Source organism: Variovorax paradoxus, assembly GCF_000834655.1.
Lineage (GTDB): Bacteria > Pseudomonadota > Gammaproteobacteria > Burkholderiales > Burkholderiaceae_C > Variovorax > Variovorax paradoxus_F.
Genome location: NZ_JXQQ01000010.1, coordinates 146,914 through 164,157, shown reverse-complemented (window position 1 = coordinate 164,157; position 17,244 = coordinate 146,914). Strand labels below are relative to the sequence as shown.

Annotated in this window: 13 protein-coding genes; 4 read left to right on the top strand and 9 right to left on the bottom strand. The window is 66.6% G+C overall.

Annotation, left to right across the window (positions count from 1 at the left end; all coding sequences use genetic code 11):
* Positions 1–1,099: 1,099 nt before the first annotated feature.
* Positions 1,100–6,493 carry a trifunctional serine/threonine-protein kinase/ATP-binding protein/sensor histidine kinase gene (locus tag RT97_RS05445; RefSeq protein ID WP_172672160.1) on the top strand — a complete coding sequence of 1,798 codons (5,394 nt, stop codon included), beginning with the start codon at positions 1,100–1,102 and terminating at the stop codon, positions 6,491–6,493.
* 57 nt (positions 6,494–6,550) lie between these two features.
* Here the strand turns inward: RT97_RS05445 and RT97_RS05440 are convergent, their stop codons facing one another.
* Both RT97_RS05440 and RT97_RS05435 read right to left on the bottom strand, forming a co-directional pair.
* Positions 6,551–7,180 carry a response regulator transcription factor gene (locus RT97_RS05440; protein ID WP_042577748.1) on the bottom strand — a complete coding sequence of 210 codons (630 nt, stop codon included), beginning with the start codon at positions 7,178–7,180 and terminating at the stop codon, positions 6,551–6,553.
* A 50-nt stretch (positions 7,181–7,230) separates the two neighbouring features.
* Positions 7,231–7,608 carry a response regulator gene (locus tag RT97_RS05435; RefSeq protein WP_253278137.1) on the bottom strand — a complete coding sequence of 126 codons (378 nt, stop codon included), beginning with the start codon at positions 7,606–7,608 and terminating at the stop codon, positions 7,231–7,233.
* Positions 7,609–7,980: 372 nt separating this feature from the next.
* On the opposite strand from RT97_RS05435, the gene RT97_RS05430 reads away from it, so the two are divergent.
* From RT97_RS05430 to RT97_RS05420, 3 genes are read left to right on the top strand one after another with little or no spacing between them, the layout of a single operon-like run.
* Positions 7,981–8,967 carry a LysR family transcriptional regulator gene (locus RT97_RS05430; protein WP_042577747.1) on the top strand — a complete coding sequence of 329 codons (987 nt, stop codon included), beginning with the start codon at positions 7,981–7,983 and terminating at the stop codon, positions 8,965–8,967.
* Between the two features lie 44 nt (positions 8,968–9,011).
* Entirely contained in the window at positions 9,012–9,992 is a 981-nt protein-coding gene (locus tag RT97_RS05425) for an oxidoreductase (protein ID WP_042577746.1), read from the top strand.
* On the top strand, positions 9,989–10,987 hold the full coding sequence (locus RT97_RS05420; RefSeq protein WP_042577745.1) for a Bug family tripartite tricarboxylate transporter substrate binding protein: 999 nt from the start codon (positions 9,989–9,991) through the stop codon (positions 10,985–10,987). Before RT97_RS05425 ends, RT97_RS05420 begins: the two co-directional genes overlap by 4 nt.
* 8 nt (positions 10,988–10,995) lie before the next feature.
* Here RT97_RS05420 and RT97_RS05415 read toward each other — a convergent pair whose 3' ends face one another.
* The 7 genes from RT97_RS05415 to RT97_RS05385 all read right to left on the bottom strand — a co-directional run bounded on the left by RT97_RS05415 (position 10,996) and on the right by RT97_RS05385 (position 17,115).
* The gene (locus tag RT97_RS05415; RefSeq protein WP_042577744.1) at positions 10,996–11,490 is read right to left on the bottom strand and encodes an Ohr family peroxiredoxin; all 495 of its coding nucleotides are present in this window, start codon (positions 11,488–11,490) and stop codon (positions 10,996–10,998) included.
* A 49-nt stretch (positions 11,491–11,539) separates the two neighbouring features.
* Positions 11,540–13,087, bottom strand: a complete 1,548-nt coding sequence (locus tag RT97_RS05410; RefSeq protein WP_080898178.1) for an amidase — start codon at positions 13,085–13,087, stop codon at positions 11,540–11,542.
* Positions 13,084–13,662: a YceI family protein gene (locus tag RT97_RS05405; RefSeq protein WP_042577743.1), complete on the bottom strand. Its 579-nt coding sequence runs from the start codon at positions 13,660–13,662 to the stop codon at positions 13,084–13,086. Before RT97_RS05405 ends, RT97_RS05410 begins: the two co-directional genes overlap by 4 nt.
* Positions 13,663–13,758: 96 nt before the next feature.
* Positions 13,759–14,514 carry an SDR family oxidoreductase gene (locus RT97_RS05400; RefSeq protein ID WP_042577742.1) on the bottom strand — a complete coding sequence of 252 codons (756 nt, stop codon included), beginning with the start codon at positions 14,512–14,514 and terminating at the stop codon, positions 13,759–13,761.
* 35 nt (positions 14,515–14,549) lie between these two features.
* Positions 14,550–15,029, bottom strand: a complete 480-nt coding sequence (locus tag RT97_RS05395; RefSeq protein ID WP_042577741.1) for a carboxymuconolactone decarboxylase family protein — start codon at positions 15,027–15,029, stop codon at positions 14,550–14,552.
* A gap of 217 nt (positions 15,030–15,246) precedes the next feature.
* On the bottom strand, positions 15,247–16,413 hold the full coding sequence (locus tag RT97_RS05390; RefSeq protein WP_253278136.1) for a LysR family transcriptional regulator: 1,167 nt from the start codon (positions 16,411–16,413) through the stop codon (positions 15,247–15,249).
* Between the two features lie 66 nt (positions 16,414–16,479).
* Positions 16,480–17,115: a peroxiredoxin-like family protein gene (locus RT97_RS05385; protein ID WP_042577740.1), complete on the bottom strand. Its 636-nt coding sequence runs from the start codon at positions 17,113–17,115 to the stop codon at positions 16,480–16,482.
* Between the last annotated feature and the right edge of the window lie 129 nt (positions 17,116–17,244).

Here is a 17,244-nt window from a genome sequence, read left to right as displayed (position 1 = left end):
ACCTTCCATCTCCTCGGCGTGCTGCAACTGGCGACTTTGGCAACTACTGCTACGGGGAAGAGGCCAGGCTGGACGGCACGTCGTGCCGCATCAGGGCAGGCGAACCGCCGCGGCAGGTTGGGCTTAGTTGTACACGCAATCAGGGCCAGCGACCTGTGGCTCGCCGCATGGTGCGGCCCGCGGCACAGAAGAACATCCTTTGGCGTGGCGACCCATGAAGTTGTCGAATTGCATGCTTCGGCGGGTTATGCTTGCGTCAGCAACACCGCCACGCTTTCCTCGGTTGAAAGGCCAGGAGTCCATCACGGAGCGCACCAGGGTTGGTTACGTCGGACCCGTCAGTGTCGAAGAAGCCTCGCATTCGCGAGGCTTTTTTATTTCCGCTGGTTGTGTTCGCCGTGTCGACATGCTCTCGATGCGACTGGAAGACCCAGCGTCGCCGGAATGGCTGAGCGCATCGGCCAAGGCTAGTCGGTATTTCCATTGGACAGGGGTGAATCTTTTCATCACTGCCTGGCATTCGCCGCGTCGAGGCAATGATCCCGGTTCGCTCATGCTGGACCGACCCGAGGGGCCCATCTGAACGCTGAATGGGTTGCGCTTGGCTGCCGAAAGGAGCAACCAACGCGATCGACTCGCCCGAGATCGCTTACGCGACGTAACACGAACGCCATGCCCCCGCGCCAAGCGCGAAGATGCGCCGAAGGAGATCGCAACACGCTCATCGTCTGTCAAAGCGAACTCTGTGATCACTCTCGGCCGGATCGCGGTCGATGACCGCGGCGCTGAAGTCGACGTTGTTGGCTCATCAATGGTCGATACCGGCGGGTGTCGCAATGACGCTGCGTCCCGGGAATCAACCAATCGGACCAAAAGGCATTAAGCACTAAAAGTGTCGCGCGACTCTCGTCTTCGAAGATCGATACCAAAGTAGGGATAGACGATGTATGCGCAAACATTCATGATCGGGAAACGACTATGTCCAAAGGGCCCGATGCCAGAGAGCGGATATTCATTTGAAGTCCTCAGGCCCGGAACAGACTTCACCTTGTACAGACGCCGTGCCCCCGGCAGGCCGTCTGTGCTTGCGCTCGCTCTCATGGCACCCTCGTCCGCGCGCAGCGTCAGGCGCTTGGTACATGAAAACTCGCTGGCCGGTGATCTGGATTCGTCCTGGGCGGCACGCCCGCTCGCCCTGACGCGGTTCGAAGGCCGGCAAATGCTGCTGCTTGAGGACGCAGGTGGCGCGCCGCTGGACGTTATCCTCGCCAAGTCGCGCAACGAAGCCCTCGATCTGCCACAGCAGCTGCGATTGGCGGCCGACCTGGCCAACGCCATTGGTCACATTCATCGACAGGGCCTCATCCACAAGGACATCAAGCCAGAGAACGTGCTGGTCGACAGCGAAGGGCAGGTGCGCCTGACGGGCTTCGGCATTGCGTCCCGCCTGCGCAGCGAGCGCCAAGCGCCGGCGCCTCCCGAGGTCATCGCGGGCACCTTCGCCTACATGGCGCCGGAGCAGACGGGTCGCATGAATCGCTCAATGGACGCGCGCAGCGACCTGTATTCGCTCGGCGTCACCCTGTACGAGCTGTTCACGGGCCGCTTGCCGTTCACCGCCAGCGAACCGATGGAATGGATCCATTGCCACATCGCGAGACAGCCTCTGCCACCGAGCGTACGCGCCGACGGATTGCCTCAGGCCATCGACGGCATCGTCTTGAAGCTGCTGGCCAAGAACCCCGAAGATCGCTATCGCACGGCCAAGGGTGTCGAGGCAGACTTACGCACGTGTCTTGCGGCCCAAGTTGCGCATGGCACCGTCGAGATGTTCGCGCTGGGTGAACAAGACTTGGGGGAAGCGTTGCTCATCCCCGAGAGGCTCTACGGCCGCGACGTGGAGATCGCTGCGTTGCTGGCCGCGTTCGACCGGGTCATCGTTCAGGGCAGCTGCGAAATCGTCTTGCTGTCGGGCTATTCGGGCATCGGCAAGTCGTCGCTCGTCAACGAGCTGCACAAGGCACTCGTTCCGCGTCGTGGCATGTTCGCCACCGGCAAGTTCGACCAGTACAAGCGTGACATTCCGTACGCCACGCTGGCGCAGGGCTTTCAGGGCCTGGTGCGCGAGCTGCTGAACAAGAGCGATGCGGAGCTTGCGCAATGGCGCGACGCCCTGCTCGTGGCGCTGGGTCCCGATGGGCAGCTCATGGTGAACATAATTCCCGAACTGGCGCTGGTCATCGGCGAACAGCCCGCCGTCGTGCAGCTCGATGCGCAGTCGGCGCAGGTGCGTTTTCACCGGGTGTTTCGCGACCTGCTCGGGGTTTTTGCCACGCCGGACCATCCGCTGGTCCTGTTCATCGATGACCTGCAATGGCTGGACTCGGCAACCCTCGAGTTGCTCGAGCGGCTGGTGACGCGCAAGGAGGCGAACCACCTCATGTTCATCGGCGCCTATCGCGACGACGAGGTCGGCGACGCGCACCCGCTGAGCCGCACGCTCGCGGGCATCCGCTCCGGCGGCGGCGCCGTGTGCGAGATCGCGCTGGGGCCCTTGCAGGTGGACCACCTGGCGCAGCTTTGCGCGGACGCGCTCGGCACCGACGCCGCGCGGGCGCGCCCGCTCGCCGAACTGGTGCGCGAGAAGACAGCGGGAAACCCCTTCTTCGCCGTGCAGTTCATCACCGCGCTGGCCGACGAGGGATTGCTCGCCTTTGACGCCGGCACCACCGCCTGGCGGTGGGACATTGCAGGCATGCGCGCCAAGGGCATCACGGACAACGTGGCGCACCTCATGTCGGCCAAGCTCAGACGCCTTCCCCGCAGCACACAGGAGGCGCTGGGCCAGCTTGCCTGCCTGGGCAACGGTGCGGCAATCCGAACGCTGGCGCGGGTTCGAGAAAGCGCCGATGCCGAGGTGCAGGCGGCCCTGCAGGACGCCGTCGACGCGGGCCTGCTCCTGCATGCCGGCAACGCCTTCAATTTCGTGCACGACCGCGTCCAGGAGGCGGCCTACGCGTCGATCCCCCAGGCGGCTCGGGCTCGGGAACATCTGCGCATCGGCCGGGTGCTCTTGTCGCTGACGCCCGCGTCGGAACTCGACGAGAAGGTCTTCGAGATCGTCAACCAGTTCGAACGCGGCGCGCCGGCCATCGAATCGCCCGTGGAGCGCGAGTCGACCGCAGCGCTCTACCTCATGGCCGGCAAGCGCGCGAAAGCCTCCAGCGCCTACGCTGCCGCCAGGGCGTACTTTGCATCCGGCCTCGGCTTGCTGGGCGAGAGCGGCTGGGCGCACCATCACGCGCTCGCCTTCGAGCTGCAGCGAGACTGCGCCGAATGCGAGATCGTCTGCGGCGAGATGGCCGGCGCCGAAACGCGCCTGGCCGAACTCGCGCATCGGGCGCAAGGGCTGATCCCGCGGATCGAGGTTGCGTGCCTGTCGGTGCTGCTGTATTTCACGACGGGAAGGAACGAGCGCGCCGTCGATGTGGCCCTGGCGATCCTGCCGAGCGTGGGCATCGCCTGGACCTCGCGTCCCGCCGAAGAAGAGGTTCGCCGCGAATACCTCGAGATGAAGGAGCGCTTCGCGCCCCGTCAGGCGTCGGCGCTCATCGACATGCCTGTCATGGACGATCCAGTCTGCATCGCCACAATGGCGATCCTGACCGAGTTGTTTCCAGCGGCGTATGCCGTCGACCGGCATCTCCTCGGGCTCGTGCTGCTGCGAATGACCAACCTCAGCTTGCAGCATGGCAACTGCGAGAGTTCGAGCGTTGCCTACTCCGCGCTCAACATGGTGCTGGGCCCGCAGTTCGGCGACTACACCACCGCCTACGCGCTGGGCCAGCTTGCGTGCGACTTGGTGGACCGCCGTGGCATGGACCGTTTCAAGGCGCGCGTGTACTCGTGCTTCGCGGCCTTCACGATGCCGTGGATCAAGCACCTGCCGCTGTGCGAACCGCTCATGACGCATGCCTTTCGCGTGGGCAGCGCGATGGGCGACAAGGCTTTTGCCGCCTACAACTCACGCAACCTGATCACGCACCTGCTTGCATCGGGTGTTCCCCTGGGCCAGGTGCAACGTGAAACCGAGCAGGTCATCGCCTTCGCGAGCGGTGTCGAATTGGGACTGCCCACTGATCGCTTCATCGGGCAGCTCGATCTCGTGAGGAAGCTTCGCGGCCTGCAGACCGAGCACCGGCCCGACGACGATGCATGGGCTGGCCAGGACGTGGAGCCGCATCCCGGCCTGGCGATGATGGTCTGCTACTACTGGGTGTTCCGGCTGCAGGAGCGCTTCTTCGCGGAAGACTTCGAGGCGGCGTTGGCCGCCGCCGGGCACGTGGAAGGCATTCGCTGGGCCATGCGCTCTTCCATCGAAGAGGCCGAATACGACTTCTACGCGGCATTAACTTGCGCAGCCGCGGCCGACAGCGACGCCGTCGGCCAGCGAGAAAGCCGTCTGCGGGAGCTTGGCGTGCACTACGCCCGGATCACCGCCTGGGCGGAGAACTGCCCGGAGAACTTCGGCAATCGCAAGGCGCTGGTCGGCGCCGAGATCGCACGGCTCGAAGGCCGCAGCCTGCAGGCGCAGGCCCTGTACGAAGAGGCGGTTCGGCTCGCACGCCGCTACGGCTTCGTGCAGAACGAAGGCCTTGCCAACGAGCTTGCCGGTCGGTTCCATGCCGCCTGCGCGCTGGACACGGCGGCCGACGCCTACTTGCGCAACGCACGGGCCTGCTACGAGGAATGGGGCGCGATGGCCAAGCTGAAGCTTTTCGACGCGCACTATCCGCATCTGCGCGAGCGCGCGCCGCCCGGCGCCGGCATTGCGACCATCGAGAAGCCGGTGGCGCAACTGGATGTCGAGACCGTCGGCAAGGCCTCCAAGACGCTGTCGAGCGTGATGATCCTGCCCAGCCTGCTCGAAAAGCTCATGCGCCTGGCCGTCGAGCATGCCGGCGCCGAGCGCGGTCTTCTGATCCTAGTCCATGCGGGCGAGCCTCATGTCGAAGCGAAAGCCTTCACCGGCCAGGGCCGCGTGGAGGTCGTGGTGCAGAGCGTGCGTGTCCTGCCGTCCGACCTGCCGCAGTCGGCGCTGCACTATGTCCTGCGCACGGGCCAGCGGGTGGTGCTGGACGACGCCTCCGCCGACGGCCTGCATGCGCTGGACGCCTACGTTCGCAGCAACAGGCCCAGGTCGGTGCTGTGCTTGCCGATCTTCCGGGAGGAGGACGTCATCGGCGTGCTGTACCTCGAAAACAACCTCGCCACGCGCGCGTTCACCGCGGACCGGGTGGCCGTGCTGGACTTTCTTGCGTCGCAAGCGGCCATCTGGCTGGAGAACGCGCGGCTGTATTCCGATCTGCAGCGCAGCGAAACCTGGTTGAGGGAAGCGCAGTACCTCAGCGCGACCGGGAGCTTCTATTGGCATGTCGCCACCGACGCGATCACGTTCTCGGCACAGACCTACCGGCTTTACGAGCTCGACCCCGACGAGCCGATCACGCCGGCGCTGATTGCCGCCCGCTACCATCCTGAAGACCTCCCGGTGCTGGAAGAGATGATTGCCATCGCGCGCGGCCCGGCGACCGATCTGGACTACAGGGTGCGCATGGTCATGCCCGATTTCTCGGTCAAGCATTTCCATCTGGTGGCGCATGCCACGCGCGACAAGAATGGCGAAGTCGAATACATCGGCGCCGTCCAGGACGTCACGCAGCGCTACCTGGCCGAAGAGGCGCTCGGCAAGGCGCGCTCCGAACTGGCGCACGTGGCCCGCATCACCACGTTGGGCGTGCTGACCGCATCCATTGCGCACGAGGTCAACCAACCCTTGCTGGGCATCGTCACCAACGCGAGCACCTGCCTGCGGATGCTGGCCGCCGATCCGCCGAACATCGAGGGTGCGCGCAAGACCGCGCAGCGCTCGATACGCGACGGCCATCGCGCAGCTGATGTGATCAAGCGCTTGAGGGCGCTGTTCGGCCAGAAAGGCACCATCACCGAGCTGGTGGACCTGAACGAGGCGGTGCGCGAAGTGCTTTCGCTGTCGTCCATCGAGCTGCAACGCAGCAGGGTGATGCTCCAGATCGACCTGGCGGCGGACTTGCCGCCGGTGCTCGGCGACCGGGTGCAGCTCCAGCAGGTCATGCTGAATCTGCTGCTGAATGCATCGGACGCCATGGCCGACGTCTACGACCGCCCGCGCCAGCTGACGATCGCAACCAGCGTCGACGAAAACGATGAAGTGCGCCTGACCGTGCGCGACACCGGCAGCGGGCTCGACCCCAAGGGCATGGACCGGCTCTTCGAGGCCTTCTACACCACGAAGGCTGGTGGCATGGGAATGGGGCTGTCGGTCAGCCGCTCCATCATCGAAAGCCACCATGGACGTCTGTGGGCGTCGTCGAACGACGGCGCGGGCGCCACGTTCTCGTTCTCGGTGCCGCGCGGCGTGCCGCCGCCGGACGGCGCGTTTTCGGCGCCTTGAGGCCTCGGCGCTCGCGTCCGTACCTCAGCGTCAGCGGTCAGCGGCCGTCAACGGTGGTCATCGGCCTGGTGCGGCCGGCAGCCCCAGTCGCGCCGCCATGTTCACCAGGTCGGCCAGCGAGTTGGCGTTCATCTTCTGCATGACCCGGCCGCGATGCGCCTTCACAGTGATCTCGCTGATGCCGAGCTCGCTGCCCACCTGCTTGTTGAGCAGGCCGGAGACAACCAGCGCCATGACCTCCCGTTCGCGCCGGCTCAGCGCCTCGTGGGTCTCGCGCAGCGTACGCATGCCTTCTTCGCGGGCCAGCGCGATGCGGCTGGTGTCGATGGCGTGGCTGATGGCGGTGATCAGCACTTCGTCGTCGAAAGGCTTCGTCAGGAACTCGATCGCACCGGCCTTCATGGCCTGCACCGTCATCGGCACGCTGCCGTACCCGGTGATGAAGATGATCGGCATGTCCGTGCGGTCCACGCCGATCTGCTTTTGCAGGTCGAGCCCGTTGAGGTCGGGAAGGCCAACGTCCAACACCAGGCAGCATGGCGCGCAAGGGCGTTCGCGGGCAAGGAAGTCGCGGGCCGACGAGAAGGTCTCGGGCGTCCAGCCGGCGCACTCCACCAGAGACTCCAGCGACTCGCGCACGGAAACATCGTCGTCGACGATAAAGACAAGGGGCGTGGTGCTGATCATGGCGTGTGCGCTAGGGCTCATGGTCGCATGGATACGGCCGGGCAAACTGTCTATTCCCGCTGCAGCGCGGTATTCAGCGCGTCAAGCAGTGCGCTTTCGCTGAAGGGCTTGAACAGGCAGTCCACCGCGCCTTGCTCAATCATCAGCGGGCGGATCGATTCGTCGGCGTGCGCGGTGATGAAGACGATCGGCACCGCATGGCCCCGCAGCCGCAGCTCGCGCTGCAGTTCGAGGCCCGAAATGCCCGGCATCGTCACGTCCAGGATCAGGCAATGCGTCTTGTCGATGAAGCCGGATGCCAGGAACTCTTCGGCCGAGGCAAAGGTTTCGACGGCAAAGCCGAATTCGTTGAGCAGGTCGGGCAGCGACTCGCGCACGGACTGGTCGTCGTCGACGACGGAAATAAGTGAGCGGACCACCGCCATCATGAATGCCTCATTGCTTGCTGCGCCGCGGCACCGGGCCCATGCCTTCGCCTGTGCATGCCTGCCATCGGCATCGCCTCCGCTTGCCTGTGGTCGTTATCCATTCAGGCCCTTTCCGTGACAGTCGCCAAGTCGCGAGAATGCGCCAGGCGGTTACAAACGTCCATGACACCTTGGTGTTGGTTTTCCATCATTCGCGGTTCGGACGGTTCGGTCGGTTCGGGCCGGCCTGCCGCCGGACACCATTCCTGTCATACCTTGGTGTCGCCGACACCAACGTCCAATGGCGGTGGCACGCGGCTGGCGTTCTGATCGGGGGGTGTGGAAGTCGGCGCTCGGCCGGCTTCCAGGCCGAACCCTCCCCAGAGAGCCCTCATGCCTTCACTTCAAGCAAGCCCCGCGCCCGGCAGCAGCAGCGATGCGGTGGCATCGAACTTCTCCACGAGCTATGCCGGCGTCGTCACGTTCATCGCGGTGGCGACCGAGGGCAGCTTCGCGCGGGCGAGCGACCGGCTGGGCGTCGGGCGCTCGGCCGTGAGCCGCAGCGTGCAGAAGCTGGAGGCCAATCTCGGGACGCGGCTGTTCCATCGCACCACGCGGGCGACCTCGCTTACCGCCGAGGGTGAGCTCTTTTTCGCCAACTGCCGCCCCGGCGTGGAGCAGCTTGCACAGGCGCTGGACAACATGCGCGAGCTGCGCCAGGGCCCAGTCCGCGGCCATCTGCGCGTCGGCTCGACCGTGGGTTTCGGACGCAAGGTCGTCGCGCCGCTGCTCAAGGGGTTCAGGCAAAGCTATCCGGACGTCCACATCGACCTCGTGCTGGACGACAGCCTGAACGACTTCACGCAGGACGGCATCGATCTTTCGTTTCGCAACGGACGCCTGGAAGACAGCCAGATCATCGCCAGGCAGATGATCCCGATGCAGATGCTGGTGTGCGCGTCGCCCGGGTATGCGCTCGCGCACGGGCTGCCCGGCACCATCGAGGAGATTGCCGAGCACCGCTGCATCAACTTCCGGCTGGCGTCGGGGCGCATGTACGAATGGGAATTCAAAGCCGGCGGCATCATGCAAAAACTGCTGCCCGGCGCGCTGTACACCTTCAACGACGCCGACCTGGTGCTGCAGGCGGTGCTCGACGGGCAAGGCATTGCGCAGATGGCGGCCTACCAGGTGTGCGACCTGTTGCGCAGCGGCGATCTGGTTGCGTGCCTTCTGCAACACGCGCCCGACGACAGCGGGCACTACCTCTGCTATCAGAGCCGGCAGCATCTTCCCGAAAGAATGCGCGTCTTCATCGACTACATGGCGGCGGGCATCCGCGCGCTCGACCTGTCGTGCGCCGCGGACTGCACCGGATGACGCCGTCTCTGACCTCACCATTCTTCAAGAAGGAAAACGGCGACATGCCATTCAATCAGGTTCCCATCGGCACCGGCTTCAACGCGAGCACCACGGCCGAAGAAGCCATTGGCCAGACCTCCCTGGCCGGCAAGACGGCCATCGTCACCGGCGGATATTCCGGGCTGGGCTTGGAGACGGTGCGTGTCCTGGCACAGGCCGGCGCCCGTGTGATCGTTCCGGCGCGTTCGCCCGAGCGGGCCCGCGCCGCGCTCGAGGGCTTGCCGAACGTCGAGCAGGAAATGCTCGAACTGTCGCAGCCCGAGTCCGTCGACGCGTTTGCCCTGAGGTTCCTCGCGTCCGGCCGCGCGCTGGACATTCTGGTCAACAGCGCCGGCATCATGGCGACGCCGTTCGCGCGCGATGCGCGCGGCTATGAGTCGCAGTTTTCCACCAACCACCTGGGGCATTTCCAGCTGAGCGCGCGGCTGTGGCCGGCGTTGCGCAGGGCCGGTGGTGCCCGCGTAGTGTCGCTGTCTTCGGGAGGGCACCAGATCGCGGGCATCGACTTCGACGACGTCCATTTCGAACGCCGCGCCTACGACAAGTGGGTGGCCTACGGCCAATCCAAGACCGCCAACGCGCTGTTCGCAGTCGCGCTCGATGCGCTGGGCGCCCCCGAGGGCATCCGTGCCTTCTCGGTGCACCCGGGCTCGGTGCTGGGGCCGCTCGCCCGCCACCTGACACCGGAAGAAATCGCGACCTTCGGCGTGCATGACGCCAATGGGCAGGTGATCGTGGCTCCCGAGCGTGACCTGAAGAACGTGCAGCAGGGTGCGGCCACCACAGTCTGGTGCGCCACGAGCGCGCAGCTCGACGGCCTCGGCGGGGTCTATTGCGAAAACTGCGATGTCGCCCGCATCAACGCCGCAGGCAGCGGCGAGCGTGGTGGCGTGCGTCCTTGGGCCGTCGACCCGGACTTGGCCGACCGGCTGTGGCGCTTGAGTGAATCGCTCACCGGCACGCAGCTGAACGGGTCACCATGAAGCCCTACAACGAAGCCGCCGATGCGTTGCGGCGTTCGCTCGTGACTGCGGGCGTGGCGTCGCTGATCGCCCGGCCGGCGCTGGCCCTGGCGCAGTCCGACATCGTGCAGCTGACCGTCGGCTTTCCGCCGGGCGGTCCCTCGGACATCGTCGCGCGACTGCTGCTCGACGCCGGGCTCGGCGAGGCCTACGGGCGCCGGTTCATCGTCGACAACCGCCCCGGCGGTGGCGGCATGATCGCCGCCCGCCGGGTGGCCAGGGCGGCACCCGACGGCCACTCCTTCCTCATGACGCCGTCGTTCCTGCTGTCGAACGCCCTGGTCTATGCCCAGCCCGGCTACGACCCATTGAAGGACTTCACGCCCGTGGGTGCGATCGGTTCGTCGTACCTGGTGCTGGCGGTGCATGCCGACGCGCCCTTTCAAGGCTTTGCCGATCTTGCCGCCCATGCGCGCGAGAAAGGGCCCGAGGTCTCGTTCGTATCGCCGGGCGCCGGCTCGCATCACCATCTGGCGGGCGAGGGGCTCAACCGCAGCATCGGTGTGCGGATGACGCACGTGCCCTACAAGGGCGAGGCGGCGGCCCTGCAGGACGTGCTGGGCCGCCAGGCGACGTGCGGCTTCTTCGCCATCGGGCTCGTGCAGCAGCACGTCGGCGCCGGCCGGTTGCGGCTCCTGGCCGTTGCCGCGCTGCAGCGCATGCCCGAGGTGCCGAACGTGCCCACCCTGCGCGAGGCGGGCGCCGATCACCCGTTGTTCGACATCGTCAGCTGGTTCGGCGTCTTCGCGCCCGCCCGGACGCCGGATGCCATCGTCCGGCGCCTGGCACAGGCGCTGGATGCCGTGCTCGGCAAGCCGGCTGTCGCGCAGCGGCTGGCGGAGTTCGGCATCCGCCCCTGGCGCCTCGCGCCTGAAGAGTTTGCCGGGCTGCTGGTGCGCGACCTGGCGCTGTGGAAGAAGGGCATCGAGGCGACCGATGTCAGGTTGGCGCTGTGATGCGCGGCCTAGGTTGCCAGCGCAACGATGCTGGTGATGCCGTTCCGGGCCATCTTCGCGTAGGGGCAGAACCTCTCGGTGTTGCGCACCAGCGTTTCGGCCACGCTCTTCTCGACGTCGGGCAGGTGAATCCTGACATCCGCCGTGAGCATGAAGAGGCCGTCCACCGGGTCGCGCCCGAAGGCCACCGACACCTCCACGCTCGCGTCGTGCACCGCGACCCGGCTCCTTGCCGCCAGCAGGTTCAACGCGCCGTGAAAGCACGCGGCGTAGGCCGCGGCGAACAACTGCTCCGGGTTGGTTCCGCCACCGTCCCCGCCGAGCTCGACCGGCAGCCGCAGCGCCACGTCGAGGTTGCCGTCGTCGGAGCGCGCGACGCCCGAGGCTCGCCCATGCCCGGCCTCGCCGCCGGTGACCGTGACGGTCGTCGTGTAGATCGGTTCGAACGCCGGCCCATGGTATTTGTCAAGCAGCGTGGTGGGAGGCGGTTGCAACGGGGTCATGGCAAGGGAATGGTCTTTCGTGTGGGTGTGGCCCGCCAGGCGCACGACCTCAGACGGTTCCCGCGGCTAGAGCGGGGCCGTGGCCGTGGCCGTGCGCACCGCCGTTGGCGCCCGGGCGCTGCTGGCGCGTGAAGGGGTAGGTGTGCGCCCAGGGCCGGGCGCGTTCGAACTCGGCGCTCGCGGCCAGCACATCGGCGTCCGCGCGCCGGCGGCCGATGATCTGCAAGCCGACCGGCAGGCCGTCGACCAGGCCCGCGGGAATGGACGCTGCGGGATGCCCGGTGAAGTTGGTCAGGTAGGTCAGTGCCCCGCCGATCAGCGGGTCGACGTCGATGCCGTCGATGCGGCTCGGGCCGACGGTTCTTCCGCGCGCCATGTTCTTCACCGCAAGGCACCCCACGGTCGGCGTGAGCAGCAGGTCGAACTTTTGGAACGTCGCCTCGAAGCTGTCGTAGACCGAGGTGCGGGTCTGCTGCGCCGCCTGGATTTCCGCGAGCGTCATGCGCCCGGCGTCCTCGATGCAGTCGAGCAGCTCCTGCGGCACCTGTGCGGTGCTCATCAGGTCGAGGCCCTGCGCCTTGAAGGCCTCGAGCCCGGCGAGCATGCGCGTGCCGACCAGGCGGCACCACAGCGCGCTGAGCGACTGCTGCGAATGGCGCAGCGGAAAATCGACCAACTCCACCTTGGCACCGAGCTGCTCGAACACCAGCGCCGCGCGCCGGATCGCGTCGGCCACCGGGGGCTCCACCGCGAATCCGCCGAGGTCGAGCGACAGGCCGATGCGCATGCCGGAGACGGATCGGCGCAACGGGGCCATCCAGTCCATCGCGCTCGCCACGCTGGTTGGGTCCGAGGTGTCGTAGCTTGCGAGCGCCGACATGGCCAGCGCGGCGTCCTCGACGGTGCGCGCGACCGGGCCGTCGTAGACATACGGTGACACCTGGTCGAAGCCGTTGGGCCGGGCAGCCTGCGGCACCACGCCCTGGGAAGGCTGGAAGCCGAACACGCCGCACCAAGCGGCGGGAATCCGGATCGAGCCGCCGCCGTCGTTTGCGCCAGCCAGCGCCAGCATGCCGTCCGCGACGGCGGCCGCGCTGCCGCCCGAAGAACCGCCGCTGTTGCGCGAAAGGTCGAACGGATTGCACGTCGGCCCGAAGAGCTCGTTGTCGCAGGTTCCGCGAAAACCGAAGACGGGGCTGTTGGTCGCGCCGACGACGATCGCGCCGGCACGCTGCATCCGTTGCGGAAAGAGGCTCGGCGCCTCCGCGCGGCTGTGCCTGAGCGCCGGGATGCCGCCGATCGTCGCGGGCCATCCGGGGTAGTGGCCGAACAGGTCCTTCATAGCCGTCGGCACGCCGGCGAGAACGCCCACGTACTCTCCGTCGAACAGCCGTTGCTCGAGCCGCCGGGCACTCTTGCGCGCGTCGTCGAAACCCAGGTGGACGAAGGCGTTGAGTGCCGGGTTGCGTGCCTCGATGCGGCGGATGGCCGCGTCGAGCACCTCCGACGGGCTCAACCGGCGAGCCTGCACCAGCCGCGCCGTTTCCGCCGCGGAGAGTGCGTCGATGTCGTTGTCGATGTCGTTGGGGGGGGTCATGCTGCGGCCTCGAGTTCGAAGGCCGCGCTGATGATCAGGCCAAGTTCGTCGCCGATCAGCGGCAGCCCGGCGTTCACGCCGAAGTCGCTGCGTCGGATGCGTCCGCGAATGTCGAAGCCGATGGTGTAGACCTGCTTCTTTGGGTTGATCCCCGCACCGACGAAACTCGCATCGAAGGTGACTTCGCGCTCGACGCCATGCAGCTGGAGCGTGCCCATCACCTGGAATGAGTTGTCGGCCAGGGCGACGGGCGATGCCGACCTGAAGGCGAGCAACGGAAAGCGCTCGGCATCTAGCCAGTCGCTGCTGCGCAGTTCGCCGTCCAGCGTGCGGTTCGAGGTCGACACGTTGGCCACCGGCACGGACACGGCCAACTCGGCGGCGCCACCGCTGGTCGAGGGCGCCACGTCGAGCGTTCCCTGCGGCCCGGTGAATTCGCCGAAGTAGGTCGAGAAGCCGAAGTGTGAAACGCTGAACAGCACCCGCGTGTGGGTCGGATCGACCACGTAGCGTCCGCGGCGGATGGCCGCCAGCTTCGTATCGGCAATGGCGGAGTGCGCGAGGTTTTGGGACATTCGATTTCCAGAGAATTGAAGGAGGGCGCAGGCACGCGCCGGTCCGAGGGACGCCCGGCGACGATGCGTGCCTGCGATGGCCGTGGCGGCCGGTTTTCAGCGTGCCGGCTTGGGCAACGCGAACCAGGTTTCGAAGTTCAATGCGCCGATGCGCGGGTTGGCGCCGGGCACCAGCGTGTCGTCCTTCAACTCCGCGCCGAAGTAGCGTGCGTGCACGTCCTGCACGACCTTGCGCTGGTCGTTGGTGGCAGTGAGAAAGCGCTGCACCAGGTCGGACAGGCGCACCCGCTCCGGGCCTGCGATCTCGACCACGCCGTTCAGCGGGGTGCCGACGGTGTAGTCGGCCACCGCGGCGGCCACGTCGTCCGAGGCGATGGGTTGCACGAAGGCCGGCGAAAGGCGCACCGTGTCACCGTCGGTGCCCGACTGCGCAATGCCGCCGAGGAACTCGAGGAACTGCGTCGAATGCACGATCGTGTAGGGGATCTTCGATTCGCGGATGAGCTTTTCCTGCGCGATCTTGCCGCGGAAGTACCCGCTCTCGGACAGCCGGTCAGTACCGACCACCGACAGGGCAACGTGGTGCTTCACACCGGCCACGGCTTCGGCGGCCAGCAGGTTGCGCCCCGAGGTCTCGAAGAACTCGAGCACCGCCTTGTCCTCGAACGAAGGCGAGTTCGCCACGTCGAGCACCACCTGCGTGCCCTCGAGTACTTCGGCCAGGCCTTCGCCGGTGAGGGTGTTGACGCCCGATGCGGGCGATGCGGCGACGACTTCATGCCCGCCTTCGCGCAGCTTGTTGACGACCTTCGAGCCGATGAGGCCTGAGCCGCCGATGACGACGATCTTCATGATGGTTTCCTTTGGAAGTGGCAAGAGACTGGCGCTCAGGCCAGTTGGGCCTTGTCCAGGCCGAAGACCTTGTCGGAGGAGCCCGGCACGGTCTTGAAGGCGACGTTCAGGCGGCTCCAGGCGTTGGTGGACATCACCAGGAAGGTGAGGTCCGAGATTTCCTTTTCCGACAGCTGCGTGCGAACGCGCTCGTAGATGTCGTCGGGTACGCCCTGCTCGGGCAGCTTGGTCAGCACTTCGGTCCACGCCAGCGCTGCACGCTCGCGCGGAATGAAAAGCGTGGAGTCGCGCCACGCGGCCAGGTGCAGCAGGCGCAGTTCGCGCTCGCCCTGGATCTTGGCCTGCTTCACATGCATGTCCAGGCAAAAGGTGCAGCCGTTGAGCTGTGCGGTGCGGATCGACACCAGGTTGCGCACCGGCTCTTCGATGGCGCCTTCCTTGATGACGTTGAGGAATTCGACGAACTTCTTGAAGAGCTCGGGAGACTGCTGGACGTAGTTGACGCGTTGGGTCATGAACGACTCCTTGGATGTGGCGAGTGCCTTGCGGCTCATAGCGGCTGGGCTACCCGTTTGCGGGAACCGCGGAAACAGGCGCAAGCGTAGGTTTGGGGACCCGCAAGCGGTAGCCATGCAAGAGGCCTCACCGTGTTGCCCGATGCGCACCAATCGCGCGACGCCTGCAAGCCGGGCCGCCGCAAGCCAGCTCCCGGCGGTATGCCCCGCCGGTGCGTCAGGCCCTCAGTGCCTGCACGCTTACAGGGTGGGCCGTACGCGGTGTGCAGTCGAGGTCGAGTGAGCGCGTTGCCGCCGCCATGTAGTCGACGAACACGCGAATGCGCGATGGCAGGTGCTGGCGGCTCAGGTAGCAGATGTAGTGGCCGCGATCGTCCGGCGCGTGCTGCGGCAGGCAGTCCACCAGGCGTTCCTGGCGCATCAGTTCGCACACCTGGTAGGCCGGCATCTGCGCGATCCCCTGGCCTTGCAGCACGGCATCGAGCACTAGCTCCTCGTCATTGAAACTGCTTGTCGCGCGCGGCACCATCTTCTGGACGGTGCCGGCGACCTTGAATTCCCATTCGCGGGCCCGCCCCGACGCGAGCCGGAAATTGATGCACGCGTGGCTCGCGATGTCCTCCACGCTCGCCGGCAAGCTGTGCACCCGGGCGTAGGCGGGCGAGGCGCACAGCAGCATCTGCATCGGGATCAGTTGCTTGGCGACGACCTGGCTGTCCTCCATGCGCCCGTTGCGAAACGAGATGTCGACACGGTCCGAGGTGAAATCGGCGAAGTTGTCGTTCAACACCAGTTCCAGCGCGATGGCCGGATAGGCCGCGTGAAAGCCCTGCAGAAGCGGCGCCACGACCTTGCGGCCGAAGCCCACGGTCGAGCAGATCCTCAGTTGCCCGCTGGGTGGTCCCTGGCGCATCTCGCGCATGTCTTCCAGCGCATTGACGATGTGCTCCACACCCGGATGGCAGTTCGCATGGAAGCGCTCGCCCTCGATGGTCAACGTGGTGCTTCGGGTGGTGCGGCTGAACAGCCGCGCATCGAGTTGTTCCTCGAGTTTCTGCACGCTCCGGCTGATGGCCGAACGGCCGACGCCCAGGCGGTCCGCGGCCTTGGCGAAGCTGCCTTCCGCCACCACGGCCATGAAGGCGACTACGCCCGCGTAGCTGGTCGTGAAACTTGTCGCGAGCGCGTCGGTCTTGGCGGGCACCGTGGTGCCGCTGGCGGGGTCGCGCACGCGGCGCACCGCATCCGGGCGAACCACGCGGTCCGTGGGGTTTTCGGTTTTCAAGGCGTCCCAGAAGGACGCGTTCGACTCGTTCGCCGAGTCGCTTTCGCTGGGCACGGCCATCGGCGCGCTGTTCGTGCAGTTCTGGTTTTTGGTGTCCATGGTCCTTAGACGTTTGACTGCACCCTTCTGTGACAGACCCCGGTTTTCGCCGTTTGGACGCCCGCCTCAGGGGCCGGTGCTCGCTGTGCGCCCGGGGTCCTCGAACAGGTCCGCGATGACGCCGATCACGTCGCCCGGCTCGGCGCGCTGCCGGATGTCCTCCTCGATGTGGGCGAAGCGGATGCGGCCTTCCTTGTCGATCACGTAGGTCGCGGGAACCGGCAGCACCCACAGGCCGTTGCCGTTGAGCACCGGAATGTCGGTGCCGACCGATCCGTAGAAGCTCACGAGCTCGGGCGGCAGCGTGAACGCGAGGTCGAAGCCGTTGGCGGCTTCGAGGTCGGAATCGCTGAGCACGTTGAATGCGAGCTGGTTGCGCTCGGCCGTGTCCAGCGAGTGGTCCGGCGTCTGCGGCGAGATGGCCAGCAGGGTGGCACCCAGGCGCGCCAGCGCCCCCGACTGCTGGTGCCAGGCGCGCAGCTGGAGATTGCAATAGCCGCACCAGCCGCCGCGGTAGAACACCAGGACGAGCGGGCCCTTGCGCCATACGTCGGAAAGTCGCACGCGCTGTCCGCGCGCATCCGGCAGCGTCACGTCGGGCGCAAGATCGCCGGCGCGCTTGGCACGGGCGGCGACGCCCGTGGCGTCGAACACGGCATCGGCGATGTCGTTGCGCTCGAAGGTCGGAAGGGGTGGGCTCATGGGGACTCCGGGGGGAAAGGGGGCAAATGGGGACGGTGACGGGGATGCCCGATGCGGCGCAGTCGAGCGTAGGCAGCACCGCATCGCCGCGGTAGGCCGGGCGGCGTGTCCACCGTGTTGCGCTGCGCG